We start from the raw sequence: 20,514 nt of genomic DNA, 5'->3' as shown, positions 1-20,514 counted from the left end.
TAGTTTTGATAAACTAGTAAGGTATTAAAAAGGAGATAGGTATATGGAGAAAGAAAAGTGGTTATTCATTGATTCAGGAAACTGCGATCCTGCCTACAATATGGCATTGGATGAAGCGTTGCTGACATGGCACAGCGAAGGGAAAATCCCCCCGGTTATCCGGTTTTACGGATGGAATCCTGCAACCTTGTCCATTGGTTATTTTCAAAAAGCCGAGAAGGAGATCAATCTCGAGGCAGTAAAGGAATACGGACTCGGGTTTGTGCGCCGGCCAACCGGCGGACGCGGCGTTCTCCATGACAAGGAGCTTACATACAGTGTAATCGTCAGTGAAGAACATCCCAACATGCCCAAAACGGTAACCGAAGCGTACCGGGTCATTTCTGAAGGCATTCTGCAGGGATTCCGCAACCTTGGCCTCGAAGCTTATTTTGCGGTCCCTCGTACGGAAGAAGAAAAAGCAGGTTTGAAAAATCCCCGTTCTGCTGTCTGTTTTGACGCTCCTTCCTGGTATGAGCTCGTGGTGGAAGGAAGAAAAGTGGCTGGCAGTGCACAAACCCGCCAAAAAGGCGTGATCCTTCAGCACGGTTCCATCCTCCTCGACCTTGACGAAGACAAGCTGTTTGACCTGTTTGTCTACCCAAGCGACCGGGTGAGGGAGAGAATGCAGCGGGCATTTAAAAGCAAAGCGGTGGCAATGAATGAGCTCCGTGAAAAACCGGTAACCCCGGAAGAGGCAAAACTCGCTTTTTACAATGGGTTTGAATCCGGTTTGAATCTAGATTTGCAAACGTACGAGTTAAACGACGGGCAAAAACAAGAAGTTGAGCAGATCGCTCAAACCAGATATAGAAGTAAAGAGTGGACGTTCAGAAGATAAGACGAAATCGGGACAAGATTTTATTGTCTCGGTTTTTATTTTTGGAAGTCAAGGCGGAAAAAATTTTTTGAGTAATTTTTTTATCAAACTTCAAAAGCCTGTTGTTTCAACGTTCTTCCGAAGCGGGTATTTTTCAATCTTTAAATCTATGGGATTTAAGGCGATTTGCCAGAGGAAAAACAATTCGTTCACTGATTTTCTTACAAAAGCTTGGTTTTCCTAGTTTGACAACATAAATATTTTGACAATAGGTTTACCTATATATAGTATAGTGGTAACTTAACTACATACAACATATAGATTGAATCTTCTATATTAAATACGAGGAGGAGAATGATGGGAGTAGCAGTACATGACCCTTCAGGAATCAACATTGAAATGCTGAACAAGGATATTGAACAATTTCCTCAAGTACATCCGGTAACCAGCGATATGAAAACCGCACATAAGGGTGTATCACGGCTTGTTATGCTGGACAGATACAGCTTTAAAGATACGGAAAGGAAAACATTCAAGGAAGGAGATTTTGTCGTTCTGACGGTAAAAGAAGATCCGAAATTCCCGGCAAGAGGGCTCGGATACATTGTCAGCATCGACTGGGAAGCGAAAACCGCACGTGTACGGGTAGATGAAGAATTTAAAGCAGTGCTCGACAATCCGGAAGAAGCGGAATCAGGCATTATCAACCGTTCATTGGATGTGATGGACAAGCCGCTTGAGGTCTTCTATGAGCAGATTGCCAAACGGAATGCGACCGGGCTTGCAAGCGTGGAAACGACCGAGGAAAAGCGCCAGGAATCGTTCGAGAAATTCTACAAGGAACTTTCCGAGATGAACTTCATTCCTGCCGGCCGTGTTCTGTACGGTGCCGGAGCAGAAACGGATGTTACGTACTTCAACTGTTATGTAATGCCGTATGTAAGGGATTCGCGTGAAGGAATCTCAGATCACCGTAAACAGGTGATGGAGATCATGAGCCGCGGAGGCGGTGTCGGAACGAACGGTTCCACTCTTCGTCCGAAGAACGCGCTTGCCCGCGGAGTAAATGGAAAATCGTCCGGATCGGTTTCATGGCTGGATGATATTGCGAAGCTGACGCATTTGGTTGAGCAGGGGGGCAGTCGTTAATACCATGGCGACTTAATCTCGTGAATTGCTGGAACACCCTAAAGCTTTAGGAGCTACAACGTGGCTGGTAACAGCGGGCGTGAACGCTTTAAAATTCTAAAGATGGAACAATGGGCAATCAGCAGCGAAGCGTCTTTGGAAACGGAGATGAACGTTCAACGACTATTGAAAGGTCCTAAAGTTATCTTGCTTAATATTGAGGAGGATAACCATGGAACGAGTAAACCATAAACTTCGGCAACGAGGTTACGGGGCACGAGACAAAGAGGAACTAAAAAGAAAAATTATCTTGCTACATGATGAAGGATACAGCCAAGTAGAAATTGCCCTAAGGTGGAATAAAGAACATCCATTTTTCATAACGAGGATGCCAGGCGAAGCTGGTAAACTCAAAAGTAAAAAATACACCTATATTGAAAATTATTTTGAAGCTATTGATACACCTAATAAAGCTTATATTTTAGGCTTTATCTTAGGTGATGGAACGATTATTGATAGGATAAAGTCTAAAAGATTAATTATATCGGTAGCTATACAAGATCAAAGCCTAATAAAAGCTATCGCTAAAGAATTAAATGCTACGGACCTTATCAAAATTCGCTCTGCAAGAGCTGTAAATGAGCAGGAAAAAGTTGCGCTAACTATAAATTCTACAAAGATGTGCAACGATTTAATTCAATTAGGTGTACTTCCAAACAAAACAGGAAAAGAAAAATGGATCAATTTAGAAAACATTGATCTGCAATGGGCATTTCTAAGAGGTTTCTTTGATGCAGATGGTCACATAAGAGTTTACTTCAGAAACGAGTACTTGAAGGTAAGAGTTGGTTTTACTGTATCCTATTTAATGCTAACAGCAATTTTAGGATTTTTGAAATCCCAACAAATCGGTTTAAACGTAAATTCCATAGCCTCTAAACAGGGATGCTATGACATTTATCTCTCAAGTATTTCTGATATCCTGCAAATAAAGAAATTCCTTTATCAAAATGGTGAACTTAGACTAGCAAGAAAATATGATAAATTTTCCTCTTTGATGATATAGTCTGATCTTGCATGAAAGTGTAAGAGGATGGCAGAAATGTCCATCCCCTCCGATCGAGGAGAGTAACAATAAGCGTGGAGCACAAATGATAATGCTGGCGGATTAATTAAGACAAAGGTTTGCCTTAGTCCGCATCGTTCAGACAATGAACGATTAGAAAATCGGGTGAATTGCTGGAAAACCCTTAGAGCCAATCAACTACAACGTGACTGGAAACGGTGAGCGTGAAAGTTAAAAATGATTGGATTGGGTAATCATGCAGCCAAGCTTCTAAGTCGAATTTATCGATAAGAAGAAGGTTCAACGACTATCGAAATCTTGAACGGTCAAGAGAGTAGAGTAGGAATACAACTGTGTTCCGAAGCGCCCGACTCCTAACAGGTAATGCTGAGGATGATGATATAGTCTAGTCCCGACTGGTTGTTAGACCAGGAGAAATATCTCGAAAGAGAGGGTATGAAACGTGGCATCCAGATATTATCGATTTCATCATTTCAAAAATGCAAAACCCAAGAATTCTTCGCTACCTTATTGAAAACACAGAGGATGAGAAGATTAAGCAGGTTGCTCAGGACAAGCTGAAGTTTACGCCGCTAACCCCAACAGAAAAGGCAATGTACGAGGGAATTCTACGGTACAAGGAGATCCCGGGGACTGGCGGATTCGATGGTGATGTTCACCGCGAAGCGGAGCGCATGCTTCGTGACGGCGGAACCTACAGCGTTCATAATCCCGATTTCCTTACGGGAGCAAACATCTCTGTAACCATTACAAAAGACTTTATGGAAGCTGTAGAGAAGGATGCAGAATATGCCTTGCGCTTCCCGAATGTTGAAAACTATACACCGGAAGAAATGCGAGCCTACAATGAAGAATGGCATGAAACCGGAGATGTTCGTGTCTGGGAAGAAAAAGGCTACAGCATCCGTGTGTATAAGCGAATAAAAGCAAGAGAGCTTTGGAACCTGATCAACATTTGTGCTACTTACTCTGCTGAGCCCGGTATTTTCTTTATCGATAATGCCAACGACATGACCAATGCTGTCGCATACGGACAGAAGGTAGTGGCAACAAATCCATGTGGGGAGCAACCTCTCGCACCATACTCTGTCTGCAACCTTGCTGCAGTTAACCTTGGCAACATGGCGGACAAAGTTAATAAAACAATAGATTTTGAGAAGCTGGAGCGAACAGTAGAAGTCGGCGTACGCATGCAGGATAACGTAATTGATGCGACTCCATACTTCCTTGAACCGAACCGTATTCAGGCTCTTGGGGAGCGCCGTGTCGGCCTTGGCGTTATGGGTCTTCACGATCTTCTCATCTACTGTGAAACGATGTACGGATCTGAGGAAGGAAATGAAATGGTTGACAAGATTTTTGAAACCATTGCAACCACTGCCTACCGCACATCCATTGAGCTTGCCAAAGAAAAAGGAAGTTTCCCGTTCTTGGTAGGCAAAACAGAAGCAGAAACAAAACAGCTTCGTGAGAACTTCATCAAGACCGGTTATATGAAAAAACTGCCGGAAGATATCCATCAAGGAATCTTGACATATGGCATCAGGAACTCCCACCTTTTAACAGTGGCGCCTACGGGTAAACATCTTGCCCCCAGTGTTTGCAAAAACGCTGCGTAAACTTGGCTATATGCGGGAAACTCTGAGTATCCTTTTGTACCAGTACCTTGCCAGTACCTATTATGGTAAAAATCAAAAGGTGCAGACAATCCGCAGGGAAGTCGTGGCTGACCCCTCAACGACTACATGCCGAGCACCAGAAACTTCATGTGTAAACACCTTTGTTAAATTGATTTAAAGGTGATGAAATATGGAGAAAAATTGTTTGAATTGTGACCAAAGAATAATTGTTAAACCGAGTCATTTTGAAAGAAAGAAATATTGTTCACGAAAATGCAAAAGTGAGTACCAGAAGAAAAATCCAATAAATCAACATTTGTCCCAAAAAAAATATGTTGATTGTAACTTTTGCAAAAAAAAATTGCTTCGTAAACCGTCAAATATCTTTAAAACTAATTTTTGTAGTCACTCTTGTAAGGCTAAATATCAAGAAATTAATAAAAGCCATTTTAGTCATTTGAAAAAAAGAGTGAAACTTCGATGTGAAGAGTGCAAAAATGAGTTTTACCTTACACCTTACAGAGCTAAAACAGCAAAATATTGCAGTAATAACTGCTCGTATAAAGCAATATCACGGAATGCAAAGGTTAAGTTTAGCAAAAAGCGTAAAGTAAATTGTGCACTTTGTAATCAGGAATTTTACAAAAAACAGAGTGTAATTAAAAAACTTAATTTTTGTAGTGAAAATTGTATGGGTATCTATTACTCGGAATCTGGTATTTTTGCTGGTTCGAAAAGTGGAACTTGGCAAGGTGGAGATATTAACTATTATGGACCCAATTGGCGAAGACAAAGACGGGAAGCAAGAAAACGTGATAATTTTACTTGTCAAGACTGCGGTATTAATGAGGTTACTCTTGGTCAAGAGCTTTCTGTACATCACATAATTCCCTTCAGGCAATTTAATGGGGATTGGAAAAGGGCAAATAGGTTATCAAATCTGGTCAGCCTATGTGAATACCCATGTCACAGAAAAAGACATTCAAACAAAAAACTGGTTGATGATATAGTCTGATCCTTATGGCGACATAGGGAGTGGGTACTAATAATCCCGCCCTCTGAAGAATGAATTCAGAGAGTAACAAAAATGAGCACAGGAACCATGGTTGGAGTCTCAACAGGATTAGAGCCTTACTTCTCCTTCTCGTATTTCAGAAGCGGACGTTTGGGCAAATTTATCGAAGTCAAAGCGGACATTGTAAAAGAATACCTGTCCAGCAACCCCGATGCAGATGAAAACAACCTGCCGGAATTCTTCGTATCAGCAATGGAACTTAAGCCGGAAGCCCATGCAGATACGCAATGTGTCATCCAGAAATGGGTAGACAGCTCCATCAGTAAAACAGTGAACGCGCCAAAAGGCTACTCTGTGGACCAGGTGAAAAAGGTGTATGAGCGCCTTTATAAGGGCGGAGCAAAAGGCGGAACGGTATATGTGGACGGAAGCCGTGATGCACAGGTGCTTACCCTGAAAGCGGAGGAATCCTTTGAGCAAACCGAGATGAACCTTGGTGAAGAGGAAAAGAGCAAGGTAGTGCTGGTTGATACCATCACGGATCTTCGTTCCACTGATGTGACGGTCGGGAACGAAGTAGGCAATACGTGCCCGGTCTGCCGAAAAGGAAAAGTGAAAGAAATCGGCGGCTGCAACACCTGCACAAACTGCAATACACAGCTTAAATGCGGACTGTAAAAGATATTTTTGTTGAAGAGGCAAGCCCTTTGGGTCTGCCTCTTTTTTAGGCAACGGGCTCATAAAAACCAAACTCCCTTGTCACACTATCTTTTGTATAGTAAAATTTTAGACAGAGCAGTGAAAGAATGAATCGGAGGGAACAGCATGCCCCCAACACCGAGCATGGAAGATTATATAGAACGAATTTATGCGTTAATTGAAGAAAAGGGATACGCAAGGGTTTCAGATCTCGCTGAAAGTCTGGAAGTCCACCCCTCCTCCGTTACGAAAATGATCCAAAAGCTGGATAAAGGAAAATATCTCGTTTATGAGAAGTATCGCGGATTTGTATTAACGCCAAATGGAAAAAAGCTAGGAAAGCGCCTCGTCTACCGGCATGATTTGCTGGAAGGGTTTCTTAAGGCCATCGGCGTCGACGAAGAAAATATTTTTGAAGATGTGGAAGGTATTGAACACCATCTAAGCTGGAATGCCATTGACAGGATCGGAGACCTTTTGCAGTACTTTGAGGAAGATCCAAAACGGATTGAAGCTTTAAAAGAAGTTCAGCAAAAAAATCAGGAACAATCATAACTCTGTTGTGGTTGTTTTTATTTTGCCGTTTATCGAATATTGTACTTCCCTTCATGCTTAGGATAATGATGGGGGGAGTGCATAATGATAGTTGATGGCGTATTCTCGGGCGGTGGAATCAAAGGCATCGCATTGATCGGAGCCATTCAGGCAGCGGAAGAACGTGGGATCTCATTCAACCGGGTCGCAGGAACAAGTGCCGGGGCACTGGTCGCTTCTCTCTTGAATGCAGGCTACAGTTCGAGCGAAATGAAAACATTGATCCATACAGCCGACCTCAAGCAATTTATGGACGAAAAAAAATCGCTGGTGCCGGTTCCATTTATGAACTGGCTGAAGGTGTACTGGAAGTTGGGGCTGTATAAAGGGGATGCGCTTGAGAAGTGGGTAAAAGAGCTGTTGAAGGCAAGGGGCATTGAAACCTTTGCCGATATTCCTGAAGGTTCGCTGAAAATAGTGGCTTCCGACATTACACGGGGACGGCTTGTGGTGCTGCCGGATGATCTGCAGGAATATGGTTTGCTCAAAGAAAAGTTTCCGATTGCCCGGGCGGTCCGGATGAGCTGCAGCATTCCTTACTTTTTCTATCCAATCAAGCTGTACAACAGAGTTGGCCAAAAAAGCTATATTGTCGACGGCGGAGTATTGAGCAATTTCCCCATGTGGCTGTTTCAGCGTAAAGACCGGACATCTGAGCGGCCTGTGCTTGGATTTCAGCTCAGCAGCTCTTGTGGAAAGGTTAATGCCCATCAAGTGAACAACGCGTTTAACCTGTTTAAGGCGTTGTTTCAGACCATGATGGAAGCGCATGACAACCGTCATATTTCGAACTATGATGCCAGGGATATTATTTTCATACCTGTAAAAGAAATTTCTGTGGTAGATTTTGACCTGTCGGAGGAAACAAAAAATGCGCTCATGGATTTCGGTCATCTGCAAGGAACCGCCTTTTTGAACCGATGGATTGCGGGCAAAAAAATATGGACGCCACAAAAAAATCGAGCTTAGAAAGAAGCTCGATTTTTTTTCTTATTTTTCTTTCCTTCAATAACGGTAAGATTATGCTCTTTTCTTCGTTTTTTGAAGGCGGCCGGTTTGTTGGATGATGCCGGTTTTTTAACCGGAGCAGTATTTTGTCTGTATTTCCGTTTTGACTGTTTGACTGCTTTTTTGTATTTTCCATTTTCCCCCGGACGGAACCGCTGGAAAATAAAATAGATCACAGCTATGACCAATCCGATCATAAGCAGCTGTGTTAATAAGCTTTGAGGTGAAGTAAACAATTTTGAAACAAGTCCAACTACTGCCAACACGATAACAACCCAAATCACTGGATGAAATGATCTTCGGTGCAACAGGTTCACCTCCTTGCAAAATTAAACGATTTTAGTAGTGTTTTCGATTTTTCTTTTTTCATGCTCCTCATCCCGCCGCATCATTTCGGTAAAGGAAAGAATCGCTACTTCCGTTTGCTTGCGGTCAGGTTCTTTTGTGGTGAGAAGCTGAAGCCACAGTCCGGGATATCCGAGATAACGCAAAACAGGAATATTTCTTAGTTTATTTGTGATCTGCAATACTTCAAATGAGATGCCAAGCACTACAGGGATCAGGACGACCCGGTATATTACACGCTGCCACAATGGGTCAGACGGTACAAACAGATAGACAAAGACTCCAACAACTACTGTAAACAGGATAAAGCTGCTGCCGCATCGATAATGAAGACGAGACTGTTTCTTTACGTTATCCACGGTAAGCTCGCAGCCGTTTTCATAAGCGTTAATGACTTTATGTTCGGCACCGTGATACTGAAACACTCGTTTCACCGTAGGAGTCATCGACACAAAGTAAATATAGGAGAGAAGGAAAAGAAACTTGAATAATCCTTCCAGCAGGTTTTGGCCAACATGACTTTGAACCCATGGCCTGAATGCTTCGGCCAGGAAAACGGGAACAAGAGTGAAAACAAACTTTCCAAAAAGGAAAGTCAATACCCCGACAACTGCCAGACTAAAAATGAACATGGCTTTGGATGAAGCGGGTTCTTCCTTTTTAAGCTCCTCTCCGGGTGTTACATTGTAACGCTCAGTGGAGAAGTTCAGATGCTTGGTGCCGTTGGAACTGGCTTCGAGAATCGCTGCGATTCCACGAAGGAAAGGAACCTTTTTAATTTTGTTCATCCACGGGTTGTATGGTTTGAGCACTTCATAATAATCGATGCTGTCATCATTTCTGCGGATGGCAGTGACATATGTGTTCTTGCCGGCAAACATAACCCCTTCGACGACCGCCTGGCCGCCGTATGCCGGTTTCTTCTGATCTGTCATTTTTACACCTCTACCTTATTGTTTATAACTTTAATTCTACAGGAAAACGCTATAAACCTCTAGGCAATCGTGCTTTAACTTTATTTTTCCCATTTTATACAGTTTTAACACGGAATATTAGTAGAACACAGGATGATAAGAGATGGAGAAAAAGGGACATACTACAAACTGGAGGTGTACTTAAACGAATGTATGAGATGAACAGAGATAAAAACAAACAGGAAGAGCCTGGCTCCTTTATGGGCAGGGTCGTCAGTGTGGGTTTTTTTGGCGGGCTGTTTTGGGGAATCATCGGCTATTTTGCGTATTACTTAAACTTGTCCAAAATCGGGCCTGCCCTGGTCCTTGCTCCATGGGCACTGGGAAAATGGAAAGGCCAGTGGCTCGGACAACTGATTGGAGTAGTGGTCATATCGCTGCTTTCCATTTTGGTTGCTATTGTTTACCGCTATCTTTTTGCACGGATAAAAAGCAAAGTTGCCGGTATCTTTTTCGGAATCCTTCTTTGGTTCCTTGTTTTTTATTTGCTGCATCCCATTTTTCCGGGGCTGGAAGCCATGAATAAAATAGGCAGGAACACGCTGGCCACCACACTGTGCCTGTACATTCTGTATGGAGTATTTGTTGGCTATTCGATTTCCTTTGAATATCAGGAGCGGCAGGATGACAATACCGGACAAAGTACCTAACTATTCAAAAAAATAGGGGTATGATAGAATGTTCATGGAACATTCTATTTTTTTTGAGGAGATAACCGATGAAACGGATATTAGTGATAAATGGCCCGAATTTAAACCGGCTTGGCAAACGGGAGCCCGGCATCTATGGCAAAAATGACCTCGCCTCCATCGAAGAGCACCTGATCAGGTTTGCCGAGGAGAACGGGTCAACTGCAGTTTGCCGGCAAAGCAATCATGAAGGCGATATCCTGGACTGGATTCACGAAGCGGAAAATGAGTTTGACGGCATTGCTTTAAATGCAGGTGCCTTTACTCATTATAGTTATGCGATACGCGACGCTATTGCAAGTGTGAATATCCCGGTTATCGAAGTACATATTTCAAATATCCATGCAAGAGAGGAATTCCGTCACCATTCCGTCATCGCAGCGGTGGCTGCCGGCCAGATCGCCGGTCTCGGTGTAAAGGGATATGAGCTTGCTGTATTGGCTCTTATTGGCGAATAATTAACTAGAGGCAGGAGGAGAAACAATATGTCTAAACTGGAGAAACTTAAAAGTGGTTTTAACAATCATGACGTAGATGGCCTGATTGTCACATCCCCCATTAACAGAAGATATCTCAGCGGGTTTACAGGAAGTTCAGGCGTCCTGGTGATTTCTGAAAAAGGAGCAAAGCTGATTACTGACTTCAGATATGTTGATCAGGCGGCAGAGCAAGCCAAAGATTTTGAAATCGTTAGGCACAGCAGGTCCATTCAAGAAGCAGTCGCAGAAGCATTGAAGGAAATGAACATCAAGAAAGCCGGGTTTGAACAGGATCACCTTACCTTTGCAGGTTTCAAAACTTATGAAAAGTATGCCGCTGGTGTTGGAGCGGAGCTTGTGCCGGTTTCTGGCCTCATTGAAAAATTACGCTTGATTAAGGATAATTCAGAGATTAAGATATTAAAGGAAGCTGCGCAAATCGCGGATGCAGCATTCTCGCATATCACGACATACATAAAACCCGGAGTCACTGAGCTGGAAGTCTCAAATGAGCTTGAATTCTTTATGAGAAAAAATGGAGCTGATTCTTCTTCTTTCGATATTATTGTTGCTTCAGGCTACCGGTCGGCACTGCCCCATGGCAGGGCGTCTGAGAAGAAAATCAGCCAAGGGGAATTGGTCACCCTTGATTTTGGTGCATACTATAAAGGCTATTGCTCAGATATTACGCGGACGGTTGCTGTTGGCCAAATTACAGAAGACCTAAAAACCATTTATGAAACGGTTTATGAAGCACAGGCAAGGGGTATGCAGGAAATTAGAGCGGGAATGACAGGCAGACAGGCAGACGCCTTAACAAGGGATTATATTACAGAAAAAGGCTATGGGGAGCATTTCGGTCATTCCACCGGACATGGCATCGGTCTTGAGGTCCATGAGGGGCCAAGCCTGGCGGTTCATTCGGAAGTCGTATTGGAGCCGGGAATGATTGTAACGGTAGAACCAGGCATTTATATTTCTGGTCTTGGCGGTGTAAGAATCGAGGATGATGCGGTGATTACGAAAGATGGCAATGAATCACTTACACATTCTCCAAAAGAGCTTCTTATTTTAGGATAGATAATCAGGAGGAAAAACGATGATCTCAGTAAACGATTTTAAAACAGGGTTGACCATTGAAGTAGACGGCGGAATCTGGCAGGTAATGGAGTTCCAGCACGTGAAACCAGGAAAAGGCGCGGCATTTGTACGTTCCAAGCTTCGTAACCTTCGCACGGGGAACATTCAGGAAAAAACATTCCGTGGCGGTGAAAAAGTAGCGAAAGCCCACATCGAAAACCGAAAGATGCAATATTTGTATGCTTCCGGAGACACACATACATTTATGGATAACGAATCCTATGAGCAAACTGAGCTTTCATCTGCACAGCTTGAGCACGAATTGAAGTTTCTTCTTGAAAACATGGTGGTCCAAATTATGCAATATCAAGGAGAAACCATTGGTGTTGAGCTGCCGAACACAGTTGAGCTGGAAGTAACGGAAACCGAACCTGGCATCAAAGGAGACACAGCTTCGGGCGGTTCAAAACCGGCTACACTGGAAACAGGTTTAATTGTTCAGGTCCCTTTCTTTATTAACCAGGGAGACCGGTTAATCATCGATACACGTTCTGGAGATTACGTTTCAAGAGCATAAGGAAAGCAAGCCTAAGCTTCATTCCCTAAAGGGAGTGGGGCTTTTTTGTTTGCCTTCGTGAGTCATATTGGGAGGTGACAAGCCATAAGGTATAATACCAATTTCTTTTTGGGGTGGTGCGCTTGGAACATGTGTTGGCTGTGTTGCCGGAAGCAGTTGGAAAGCTCATCCGGCAGCTTCCGCAAGAGCGTAAGGAACGAATTGAAGAGATTCGGTTCCGGCTGATGAAACCGCTGGAATTGATTATGAACGGGAGGCCGGAATTTCTTCTTGCTGGTGCCGGCCCGTATATCATACAGCCGGAAGATGGCGTTCAGCTTCTGAATAAACTCAGCCGGTACTCGCTATATGCTCTTGAAGAAGAGCTGAAAAGAGGTTATATCACCATTAAAGGCGGGCACCGGGTCGGACTTGCAGGAAAGGTAATCACAGAAAAAGGAGAAGTGAAGGCGATCCGGGATATCGGTTCTTATAACATCCGAATCGCCAGGCAAAAAATTGGCAGTGCTGAGCGTCTTGTATCCAGCCTTTATGAGAGCGGACACTGGCTCAACACGTTAATTGTCGGAGCTCCGCAAACCGGAAAAACAACCTTGCTCCGGGACTTGGCCAGAACGGCGAGTACCGGCTGCTCTGCTAAAAATATTCCCTCAAGCAAAGTGGGCATTGTGGATGAGCGGTCCGAGATTGCCGGAAGCGTAAAAGGAATTCCGCAATTTATGCTGGGTGAACGGGTGGATGTCCTTGATGCCTGTCCGAAAGCTGAGGGGATGATGATGATGATCCGCTCAATGAGCCCGGAAGTCTTGATTGTGGATGAAATCGGCAGAAAAGAAGATGTGGATGCCATCCTTGAAGCCATGAACGCCGGTGTGCAAATGATGATGACCGTGCACGGACACTCACTTGAAGAAGCTCTCAGGAGGCCCGCAATTTTTCCTCTTGCTGAAATGAAATTGTTTGACCGTTACGTGGAACTCACTCGGACAGGCAGCCCGGGGACAGTTCAAGGCATTTACAACAGGGACAGGAAGCCGCTTTCCATGGAACAGGGGAGCAGCCTATGAGCTGGCTTGGTGCTGTTTGTATCTTTATTTCCACCACTTGGATTGGATTCGAACTTGCCAAAAAAGTGCGCGACCGGCCAAAGCAGCTCAGGCAGCTGAAAGTTGGTCTTCAATCGCTCGAAGCCGAGATTATGTACGGACTTATCCCGCTGGATGAGGCGTTCCTGCATCTTAGCCGGCAGCTCAGCGGGCCGGTTGCTGAGTTTTTCCTGCATGCGGGAAAGTCACTTGAAGAATCGGTATCATCTGTCCAGGAAGCCTGGGAAAATGGGCTGTCCCACCTGTCAGCGGCCTCATCCTTTAAAAAAGAAGAGATAGAGATCCTCAGGCAGTTTGGAGCAACGCTGGGACGGCATGACCGGGAAAACCAGCAAAAACAGATCCGGCTGGCGCTGGCTCACCTTGAGCGGGAACTTGCTGAAGCGAATGACGCACAAATGAAACATGAAAAGATGTATAAAAGCCTTGGTATTCTGTTGGGGCTGCTGCTCATAATTTTATTGGTGTAGGCATGGGAGGAAAACAGATGGGTATTGACGTAAATGTCGTCTTTCAAATCGCCGGTCTTGGCATCGTAGTAGCAATGCTTCACAGTGTTTTAAAAATGGTGGGTAAGGAAGATTATGCGAATTGGGTTACGCTGCTCGGTTTTATCGTGGCGCTTTTCATTGTCATCTCGCTCTTGAGTGATTTATTCCAAAAAGTGAAGGGCGTCTTTCTTTTTCAAAATTGAAGGGGGTATCCAACATTGAAATTCTTCAAATTGTCGGATTTGGCCTGATAGGTACGTTCCTTGCCCTCATTCTGAAAGAACAAAAAACGTCCTTTGCCTTTTTGCTGACACTCGTTATCGGAATAACCATCTTTCTTTTTTTAATCGACCAGATTGCCCTTGTTTTACGAATGCTCCAGCATCTAGCGGAAGAAGCCCACATCAATTTGATGTATGTGGAAACCATCATGAAAATTATCGGCATTGCGTACATCGCTGAATTTGGAGCGCAGATCACAAAGGATGCGGGTCAGGGCGCTATAGCAGCAAAAATCGAACTGGCAGGGAAAATATTAATTCTGGTAATGGCTTTGCCGATTTTATCCATCATCATAGAAACGGTCATTAACCTGATCCCCAGATAGGAGGTGAGGAAGACGTTAAAGACAAACCCTAAAAAGGCGGCTGTACTGCTCTGCTTGTTTTTTGGATTTTACTTGTGGAACAGCAGCGGAGAGACGGTGCATGCGGCTTCAATGACGGAAAACATTGTCAACGAGCAGCTGTCTAAGCTTGGCATTGATGATATCAAAGACTATTGGACAACCATCATGAATGAATATGGCGGGTTTCTGCCGGAAACACAAAAAGGCACGCTGCTTGAATTTGTGAAGGGTGAAAAAGACTTTAGTATCAAGGCTTGGTCTGTTGGCATTTTAAAATATTTATTCTATGAGATTCTCGTGCAGGGAAAGCTGCTCGGCACGCTTATTCTGCTGACGGTGTTCAGCATGCTCCTGCAGACGATACAAAATGCCTTTGAGCATCACAGTGTCAGCAAGGTTGCCTACGCCATTATCTATATGGTTCTGATCATCCTTGCCCTTAACAGCTTTCATGTCGCCATGCAGTATTCCAAGGAAGCCATTGAATCGATGATGAACTTTATGATGGCGCTTGTGCCTCTCCTGCTGGCGCTTATGGCAACGGTAGGAAGTCTTACATCCGTTGCCTTTTTTCATCCCATTATTGTTTTTCTTGTAAATTCAAGTTCCATCCTGATCAATAACTTTATCCTTCCTCTGCTGTTTCTTTCGGCCCTCCTGAGTATCGTAAGCACATTGTCCGAACATCATAAAGTCACCCAGCTGGCCAAGCTGCTCCGGTCTCTCGGCATGGGGGCGCTGGCAGTGTTTTTCACCGTATTTCTCAGCGTCATCTCTGTTCAGGGAGCTACCGCAGCGGTGGCAGACGGCATCACGGTGAAAACCGCAAAGTTTATAACGGGCAACTTTATTCCGGTGGTCGGGCGGATGTTTACAGATGCGACTGACACGGTAATGAGTGCTTCTGTTTTACTCAAAAATACGGTTGGGATTGCCGGTGTGGCTATTCTTTTTCTGCTGGCTGTATTCCCGGCCATCAAGGTGCTGGCTATTGGCCTGATCTACAGTTTTGCTGCTGCCGTCCTCCAGCCGCTGGGGGGCGGACCGATTATTGAATGCCTGGGCATTATCGGCAAAAGTGTATTTTATATCTTTGCAGCACTTGCTACGGTATCCATTATGTTCTTTATCGCTGTCACCGTTATTGTGGCGGCGGGAAATCTATCATTAATGATTCGATAGCAGGAGGCAGATATGGAATTTTTGACTGACTGGATTTCGAATATAGTGCTGATTATTCTGCTTTCCGTCATCGTCGATCTGCTTTTGCCGAATAACGGGTTCCAGAAATATATCAAAATGGTCGTCGGCCTTCTTCTGATCCTTGCGATCCTGAATCCGCTCCTGAAAGTGGCCGGCACCAACGTGGACAAAGTGTTCGAGAAGATCGGTATTGATTCAAAAGTGAAAGAGAGCGAGATAAAAAATTCGATAGATACAAAGAAAAAAGAAATACAAGACTCTCAGTCTGCATATATTTTAGAACAAACGCGTGTCCACATGGAGAACCTGGTAAAAGAGGAGTTGAAGGCCCGCTATGAAGTAACCATTACTGATCTCGTGCTGGTCCCGAAACAGACCGCCGGCGGCACATTCAATGCTGATGATATACAGACGGTCCAGGTTACCCTGGCAGCATCGGAGAACGAAAAGCAAATTACCGTTCCTGCCGTGAAGAATGTGGAAATCAGTGCAGAACAGCCTGTTCAGGAAGAACGTGCTTCATTACCGTCCAAACCTGTGCAGAAGTTTTTGGCGAAAAAATGGCAGATAAAAGAAAAAAATGTGGTGATCTTTACGGAGGGGGGAGAAGAGCATGGAGAAAAAAGGGAGCAGTAAAGGATGGCTTCAGAAATTAATGGACGTGCTGCCGGGAGTCAAAAGCAATAAAGGGCCGCCTCCTTATATATGGATTCTGCTGCTCCTGGGATTTGCCATTATGATTGCCGGCAAGCTTTTTACTCCATCCTCCGGTGATCAAGCCAACCTTCCCGCCATATCCGTAACAAAGCCGGATAAATCCAAGACGGTTTTTAAATCATCAGGAACATCTTCTGCCAAAAAGTTCAGGGACTATGAAGACACCTATGCCACACAGCTGAAGGACATTCTCGAACAGATATCCGGTGTACAGAAAGTCAGGGTCATGGTGACACTTGATACAACAGAAATCAAAGAAATACAAAAGAATGAAAGGAGGCAGAACCAGACCACAAAGGAAACTGATAAAAACGGAGGGGAACGGACGATCAACGATTATAAGACCGATGAAGAAGTGGTGACCATAAAAAGCGGGGATGAAGAAAAGCCCATTGTGATCACAACAGAGAAACCCAAGGTTCGCGGAGTAATCGTTGCGGCAGAAGGCGCTGAAAATCTGCGCGTCAAGGAAATGATTATCGATGCAGTAACCAAAGTGTTTGATATAGGAAGTGACAAAGTCTCGGTCATACCGAAAAAATTTGAGGGGGAATAAGGAATGCTATTAAAAAAACAAACCGTCTGGCTGCTGACGATGCTCAGTTTGATCATTGTATTATCTGTCTATTATATTACTGCCCCGGGTACAGGGGATGACCTTGCCTATCTTGAAAAAGGGAAAAATACGGCGACAAAGCAGGAACAGGGTACAAAATCAAAGAAAGGCAACGATGCGGCTGTTACCTCGGCTTCCAATGATGACTTGTTTACAGCACTGCGCATGAAAAGAGATGAAAGCCGTGATGAGCTGAGCAGCCAGTATACAGCGGCTATTGCCTCACCGAATGCCTCAGCAGAAGTTCAGGCAGAAGCACTTGCCAAAATTTCAGAGCTTCAATCTCTTACAATGAAGGAATCCACACTGGAAACACTGATTAAAACAATGGGATATGATGATGCACTGGTCAATACGATGGATAATGAAGTAAGAATCATTGTACAGGGCAAGAAATCATCCAAAGAAGCAGTAGCCATTATGAAAAAAGCAAAAGAACAGCTGGGCAGCAAGCAGGTAGCAGTCGAATTCCAAAGCAAGTCAAAATGAGCCGGGGAGTTGATCCCCGGCTTTTCTTTTTCCAATCTTATACAGGGTATGTACATGCAGATCGTTGGTCAAGCTGTTAATAGAGAAATTTAAGGGGCAAACGCTTACAAAACCGTTTAATTTCGTGTAGTATGTACTTGTAGAGGGATTAAAACTATTATTTGATCCTCGATTATGATATGCTTTGCTAGTACCAGGTAACAAAATAAGGTACTAAATCAAGGCTTACAACACCGTTTATAGATGAACAAAGGAGTGGAAGTAGCGTGTTGAAGATACAAGAAATCCGAGAATTGATTAAACTAATTGACAAGTCCAGCATTGATGAATTTCAATTTGAAAATGACGGAGAAAAAATCGTCCTAAAGAAAAATGAAGTGAAAATTCAGCAGGCTGCTGAACCGCAAGCTCCTGCAGCTGTTCCGTTTGCGCCTCCAGCCCAACCGGCACCGTCCGCACCAGCACAATCTGCGGCCGTAGAAGCGCCTGAGACTCCTGTTGCGGAAAAGAAACAGGAAGATGCTAATTTACATAAAGTCGAATCTCCAATGGTGGGGACTTTTTATGCATCACCTTCACCAGAAAATCCTGCCTATGTGAAAACAGGAGATAAGGTAAGCAAAGACTCCATCGTTTGCATCATTGAAGCGATGAAGCTGTTTAACGAAATTGAAGCAGAAGTAAATGGGGAAATCGTTGAAATCCTTGTTGAAAACGGGCAGCTCGTTGAATATGGTCAGCCCCTCTTTTTAGTAAAAGCGGAATAGAGGTGTCCTCACATGATTAAAAAGCTGCTAATTGCCAACCGGGGAGAAATTGCTGTCCGGATTATAAGAGCATGTAAAGAATTGAACATAGAAACAGTGGCTGTCTATTCGGAAGCGGACAAAGATGCCCTTCACGTCCGACTGGCCGATGAAGCGTATTGCATTGGTCCAAAGTCATCCAAGGACAGCTATCTTAACTTTACCAACATCATGAGCGCTGCAATGCTGACAGGAAGCGATGCGATTCATCCGGGCTACGGATTTTTGGCAGAGAATGCAGATTTCGCGGAAATTTGTGCAGAGTGCAATGTGAAATTTGTTGGCCCGAGCGCCGATGCCATTAATAAAATGGGCATAAAAGACGTTGCCCGTGCAACCATGAAAGAAGCAGGTGTACCGATTGTACCGGGTTCACAAGGCATTATTTCCGGTAAAGAGGAAGCCATTGAACTCGCGGAAGAAATTGGGTATCCTGTAATTATAAAAGCAACAGCAGGCGGAGGCGGAAAAGGAATCCGTATTGCGAGAACAGAAGCCGAACTCGTCAAGGGAATTAATATTACTCAGCAGGAGGCCGCTACGGCATTCGGCAATCCTGGAGTTTATATCGAAAAATTCATCGAGGATTTCCGCCATGTTGAAATCCAGGTGCTCGCAGACAACTATGGGAACGTGATTCACCTCGGAGAAAGGGATTGCAGTATCCAGCGAAGACTGCAAAAGCTTCTTGAAGAAACCCCGTCACCGGCTATCTCTCCTGAAAAGCGTGCAGAGATGGGTGCGGCAGCTGTAAAAGCTGCAGAGGCTGTTAACTATTCTGGAGCCGGTACCGTAGAATTTATTTTTGACCACAATACAGGCGACTTTTATTTCATGGAAATGAACACAAGGATCCAGGTGGAGCATCCCGTTACAGAAATGGTAACAGGCATTGATCTCATCAAACAGCAGATTCGTGTCGCGTCCGGTGAACATTTAAGTGTTGCACAGGAAGATATCGAATTTGATGGATGGTCGATCGAATGCCGGATCAACGCTGAAAATCCGGATAAAAACTTTATGCCATCCGCGGGGAAAATCGAAATGTACCTCCCTCCTGGCGGTCTGGGTGTCCGGGTTGATTCTGCCGCATACCCTGGATATACCATACCCCCTTATTATGATTCCATGATTGCGAAAGTGATCACTTACGGAAACACAAGACAGGAAGCGATCGATCGCATGAAGAGGGCGCTGAATGAATTTGTCATTGAAGGTGTGCATACAACGATTCCGTTCCATTTGCGTCTTTTAAACCACGCTACGTTTGTAAACGGCGACTTTAATACTAAATTTTTAGAGATTCACGATTTGACATCAAAGTCGGTCAATTAGGCATGGAGGTGTAATATCAATGAGTGAGCTTACATTTGAGATGGAAGAACATCATTCAGAGCTTGGCAGGGTGGAAATTTCACCCGAAGTGATTGAAGTGATTGCCAGTATTGCAGCCTCGGATGTGGAAGGTGTTGCATCCATGAGAGGGAACTTTGCCACCGGAGTAGCAGAACGTTTCGGCAAGAAGTCCCACAGCAAAGGCGTGAAAGTTGAGCTTGGTGAGGAAGGAATCGCCATCAGTGTTTATGTTGTCATGAACTATGGTGTTTCCATTCCGGAGGTGGCTCAGAATATTCAGGATCATATCCGGCAGGGATTGAAGAATATGACAGCCCTTGAAGCCAGTGAGATCAACATTTTTGTCGTTGGCGTGCAATTTGACACAGCCAAGGAGATAACGCTGGAAGCACCTGAAGCATATTGAGGAAGGGGATTCTTATATCCCCTTTATTTTTTTGAGAAAAATGAGTTGTATTGCAGTAAAGCTGTAACCTGCGTTGTTAACCTTTTACTACATGTGATATGATTTCATTTATATTAAGGTACGAAGCAGAAAGGACGTAAAAGATGAAACGTAGACTTGCAAGAGAAAAGGCATTTCAGTCTTTATTTCAAATCGAAGTGAGTGATATTGAACCGGAAGCTGCCATTAAACATGTTTTAGAAGAAGATGAAAGGGAGGATGAGTTCCTTCACGCCCTTGTCTTCGGGACAATGGAACACAAAGATGAAATCGATGAGCAGATTTCCAGCCATCTGGAAAACTGGAGTTTTGCACGTCTTGCCAATGTGGAAAAAGCGGTATTGCGTATGGCTATTTATGAAATGCAGTTTCTTGATGATATTCCGGTTAATGTCTCCATGAATGAAGCGATTGAACTTGCAAAGATCTTCGGTGGAGAAGAGTCGGGGCGTTTTGTTAACGGCGTGCTCGTAAAAGTCGTACAGCATTTTTCAAAGTAAGGAG

At 44.1% G+C, this 20,514-nt stretch carries 24 protein-coding genes and 3 pseudogenes; 25 read left to right on the top strand and 2 right to left on the bottom strand.

The genetic code is table 11. From position 1 onward, the window contains the following. The first annotated feature begins 43 nt into the window (after nucleotides 1–43). The 9 genes and pseudogenes from QYB97_RS12430 (at nucleotide 44) to QYB97_RS12390 (ending at nucleotide 7,970) form a co-directional block, all read left to right on the top strand. Nucleotides 44–880 (top strand): lipoate--protein ligase family protein, encoded by an 837-nt coding sequence (locus tag QYB97_RS12430; RefSeq protein WP_301166331.1) that lies wholly within the window; start codon nucleotides 44–46, stop codon nucleotides 878–880. Nucleotides 881–1,216: 336 nt separating this feature from the next. After that, nucleotides 1,217–2,005, top strand: a pseudogene (locus tag QYB97_RS12425) (ribonucleotide reductase N-terminal alpha domain-containing protein); the annotation flags it as partial. A gap of 63 nt (nucleotides 2,006–2,068) precedes the next feature. Continuing rightward, on the top strand, nucleotides 2,069–2,239 hold the full coding sequence (locus tag QYB97_RS12420) for a hypothetical protein (RefSeq protein ID WP_301166330.1): 171 nt from the start codon (nucleotides 2,069–2,071) through the stop codon (nucleotides 2,237–2,239). After that, nucleotides 2,220–3,053 carry an LAGLIDADG family homing endonuclease gene (locus tag QYB97_RS12415; RefSeq protein ID WP_301166329.1) on the top strand — a complete coding sequence of 278 codons (834 nt, stop codon included), beginning with the start codon at nucleotides 2,220–2,222 and terminating at the stop codon, nucleotides 3,051–3,053. The genes QYB97_RS12420 and QYB97_RS12415 overlap by 20 nt, the downstream gene beginning before the upstream one ends. 464 nt (nucleotides 3,054–3,517) lie before the next feature. Then, nucleotides 3,518–4,654 (top strand): annotated as a pseudogene (locus tag QYB97_RS12410) (vitamin B12-dependent ribonucleotide reductase); the annotation flags it as partial. Nucleotides 4,655–4,883: 229 nt separating this feature from the next. Next, nucleotides 4,884–5,708 carry an HNH endonuclease gene (locus QYB97_RS12405; protein ID WP_301166328.1) on the top strand — a complete coding sequence of 275 codons (825 nt, stop codon included), beginning with the start codon at nucleotides 4,884–4,886 and terminating at the stop codon, nucleotides 5,706–5,708. Between the two features lie 75 nt (nucleotides 5,709–5,783). After that, nucleotides 5,784–6,386: pseudogene (locus QYB97_RS12400) on the top strand (vitamin B12-dependent ribonucleotide reductase); the annotation flags it as partial. Nucleotides 6,387–6,533: 147 nt separating this feature from the next. Beyond that, nucleotides 6,534–6,962 carry a transcriptional regulator MntR gene (mntR, locus tag QYB97_RS12395; protein ID WP_301166327.1) on the top strand — a complete coding sequence of 143 codons (429 nt, stop codon included), beginning with the start codon at nucleotides 6,534–6,536 and terminating at the stop codon, nucleotides 6,960–6,962. An 84-nt stretch (nucleotides 6,963–7,046) separates the two neighbouring features. Then, the gene (locus QYB97_RS12390; protein ID WP_301166326.1) at nucleotides 7,047–7,970 is read left to right on the top strand and encodes a patatin-like phospholipase family protein; all 924 of its coding nucleotides are present in this window, start codon (nucleotides 7,047–7,049) and stop codon (nucleotides 7,968–7,970) included. On the opposite strand, the gene QYB97_RS12385 is transcribed toward QYB97_RS12390, so the two are convergent. Both QYB97_RS12385 and QYB97_RS12380 read right to left on the bottom strand, forming a co-directional pair. Beyond that, a complete protein-coding gene (locus QYB97_RS12385; protein ID WP_301166325.1) occupies nucleotides 7,967–8,326 on the bottom strand; it encodes an SA1362 family protein in 360 nt (119 codons plus the stop codon). The genes QYB97_RS12390 and QYB97_RS12385 overlap by 4 nt on opposite strands. A gap of 12 nt (nucleotides 8,327–8,338) precedes the next feature. Then, entirely contained in the window at nucleotides 8,339–9,289 is a 951-nt protein-coding gene (locus QYB97_RS12380) for a DUF1385 domain-containing protein (RefSeq protein WP_301166324.1), read from the bottom strand. A 188-nt stretch (nucleotides 9,290–9,477) separates the two neighbouring features. Here QYB97_RS12380 and QYB97_RS12375 point away from each other — a divergent pair, with 188 nt between their 5' ends. From QYB97_RS12375 to nusB, 16 genes are all read left to right on the top strand, one after another. Beyond that, nucleotides 9,478–9,978 carry a YqhR family membrane protein gene (locus tag QYB97_RS12375; RefSeq protein WP_301166323.1) on the top strand — a complete coding sequence of 167 codons (501 nt, stop codon included), beginning with the start codon at nucleotides 9,478–9,480 and terminating at the stop codon, nucleotides 9,976–9,978. A 68-nt stretch (nucleotides 9,979–10,046) separates the two neighbouring features. Further along, on the top strand, nucleotides 10,047–10,475 hold the full coding sequence (gene aroQ, locus QYB97_RS12370) for a type II 3-dehydroquinate dehydratase (RefSeq protein WP_301166322.1): 429 nt from the start codon (nucleotides 10,047–10,049) through the stop codon (nucleotides 10,473–10,475). 27 nt (nucleotides 10,476–10,502) lie between these two features. Next, nucleotides 10,503–11,576 (top strand): M24 family metallopeptidase, encoded by a 1,074-nt coding sequence (locus QYB97_RS12365; RefSeq protein WP_301166321.1) that lies wholly within the window; start codon nucleotides 10,503–10,505, stop codon nucleotides 11,574–11,576. A 19-nt stretch (nucleotides 11,577–11,595) separates the two neighbouring features. Then, nucleotides 11,596–12,153 carry an elongation factor P gene (efp, locus tag QYB97_RS12360; protein ID WP_301166320.1) on the top strand — a complete coding sequence of 186 codons (558 nt, stop codon included), beginning with the start codon at nucleotides 11,596–11,598 and terminating at the stop codon, nucleotides 12,151–12,153. A gap of 122 nt (nucleotides 12,154–12,275) precedes the next feature. Beyond that, a complete protein-coding gene (spoIIIAA, locus tag QYB97_RS12355; RefSeq protein WP_301166319.1) occupies nucleotides 12,276–13,220 on the top strand; it encodes a stage III sporulation protein AA in 945 nt (314 codons plus the stop codon). Continuing rightward, complete coding sequence (gene spoIIIAB / locus QYB97_RS12350; RefSeq protein ID WP_301166318.1) at nucleotides 13,217–13,729, top strand: stage III sporulation protein SpoIIIAB; 513 nt, start codon at nucleotides 13,217–13,219, stop codon at nucleotides 13,727–13,729. Before spoIIIAA ends, spoIIIAB begins: the two co-directional genes overlap by 4 nt. A 17-nt stretch (nucleotides 13,730–13,746) precedes the next feature. Beyond that, on the top strand, nucleotides 13,747–13,953 hold the full coding sequence (gene spoIIIAC / locus QYB97_RS12345) for a stage III sporulation protein AC (protein ID WP_301166317.1): 207 nt from the start codon (nucleotides 13,747–13,749) through the stop codon (nucleotides 13,951–13,953). Nucleotides 13,954–13,967: 14 nt separating this feature from the next. After that, nucleotides 13,968–14,357 carry a stage III sporulation protein AD gene (gene spoIIIAD / locus QYB97_RS12340; protein ID WP_301166545.1) on the top strand — a complete coding sequence of 130 codons (390 nt, stop codon included), beginning with the start codon at nucleotides 13,968–13,970 and terminating at the stop codon, nucleotides 14,355–14,357. A gap of 72 nt (nucleotides 14,358–14,429) precedes the next feature. Beyond that, nucleotides 14,430–15,560, top strand: coding sequence for a stage III sporulation protein AE (gene spoIIIAE, locus QYB97_RS12335; protein ID WP_301166316.1), 1,131 nt, complete (start codon nucleotides 14,430–14,432; stop codon nucleotides 15,558–15,560). A 12-nt stretch (nucleotides 15,561–15,572) separates the two neighbouring features. After that, nucleotides 15,573–16,217 (top strand): stage III sporulation protein AF, encoded by a 645-nt coding sequence (gene spoIIIAF, locus QYB97_RS12330; protein WP_301166315.1) that lies wholly within the window; start codon nucleotides 15,573–15,575, stop codon nucleotides 16,215–16,217. Then, entirely contained in the window at nucleotides 16,195–16,854 is a 660-nt protein-coding gene (spoIIIAG, locus tag QYB97_RS12325) for a stage III sporulation protein AG (RefSeq protein ID WP_301166314.1), read from the top strand. Before spoIIIAF ends, spoIIIAG begins: the two co-directional genes overlap by 23 nt. Before the next feature lie 3 nt (nucleotides 16,855–16,857). Continuing rightward, nucleotides 16,858–17,403, top strand: a complete 546-nt coding sequence (locus tag QYB97_RS12320; protein WP_301166313.1) for a SpoIIIAH-like family protein — start codon at nucleotides 16,858–16,860, stop codon at nucleotides 17,401–17,403. Between the two features lie 266 nt (nucleotides 17,404–17,669). Next, entirely contained in the window at nucleotides 17,670–18,170 is a 501-nt protein-coding gene (accB, locus tag QYB97_RS12315) for an acetyl-CoA carboxylase biotin carboxyl carrier protein (protein ID WP_301166312.1), read from the top strand. A gap of 12 nt (nucleotides 18,171–18,182) precedes the next feature. Continuing rightward, on the top strand, nucleotides 18,183–19,544 hold the full coding sequence (gene accC / locus QYB97_RS12310) for an acetyl-CoA carboxylase biotin carboxylase subunit (protein WP_301166311.1): 1,362 nt from the start codon (nucleotides 18,183–18,185) through the stop codon (nucleotides 19,542–19,544). 19 nt (nucleotides 19,545–19,563) lie between these two features. After that, the gene (locus tag QYB97_RS12305; protein WP_301166310.1) at nucleotides 19,564–19,971 is read left to right on the top strand and encodes an Asp23/Gls24 family envelope stress response protein; all 408 of its coding nucleotides are present in this window, start codon (nucleotides 19,564–19,566) and stop codon (nucleotides 19,969–19,971) included. 143 nt (nucleotides 19,972–20,114) lie between these two features. Continuing rightward, nucleotides 20,115–20,510: a transcription antitermination factor NusB gene (gene nusB / locus QYB97_RS12300; protein WP_301166309.1), complete on the top strand. Its 396-nt coding sequence runs from the start codon at nucleotides 20,115–20,117 to the stop codon at nucleotides 20,508–20,510. Nucleotides 20,511–20,514: the final 4 nt, after the last annotated feature.

Source organism: Fictibacillus fluitans (assembly GCF_030418125.1).
Lineage (GTDB): Bacteria > Bacillota > Bacilli > Bacillales > Fictibacillaceae > Fictibacillus_C > Fictibacillus_C fluitans.
The sequence above is the reverse complement of the archived record's forward strand: the minus strand, read 5'-3'. Positions and strand labels throughout refer to the sequence as shown.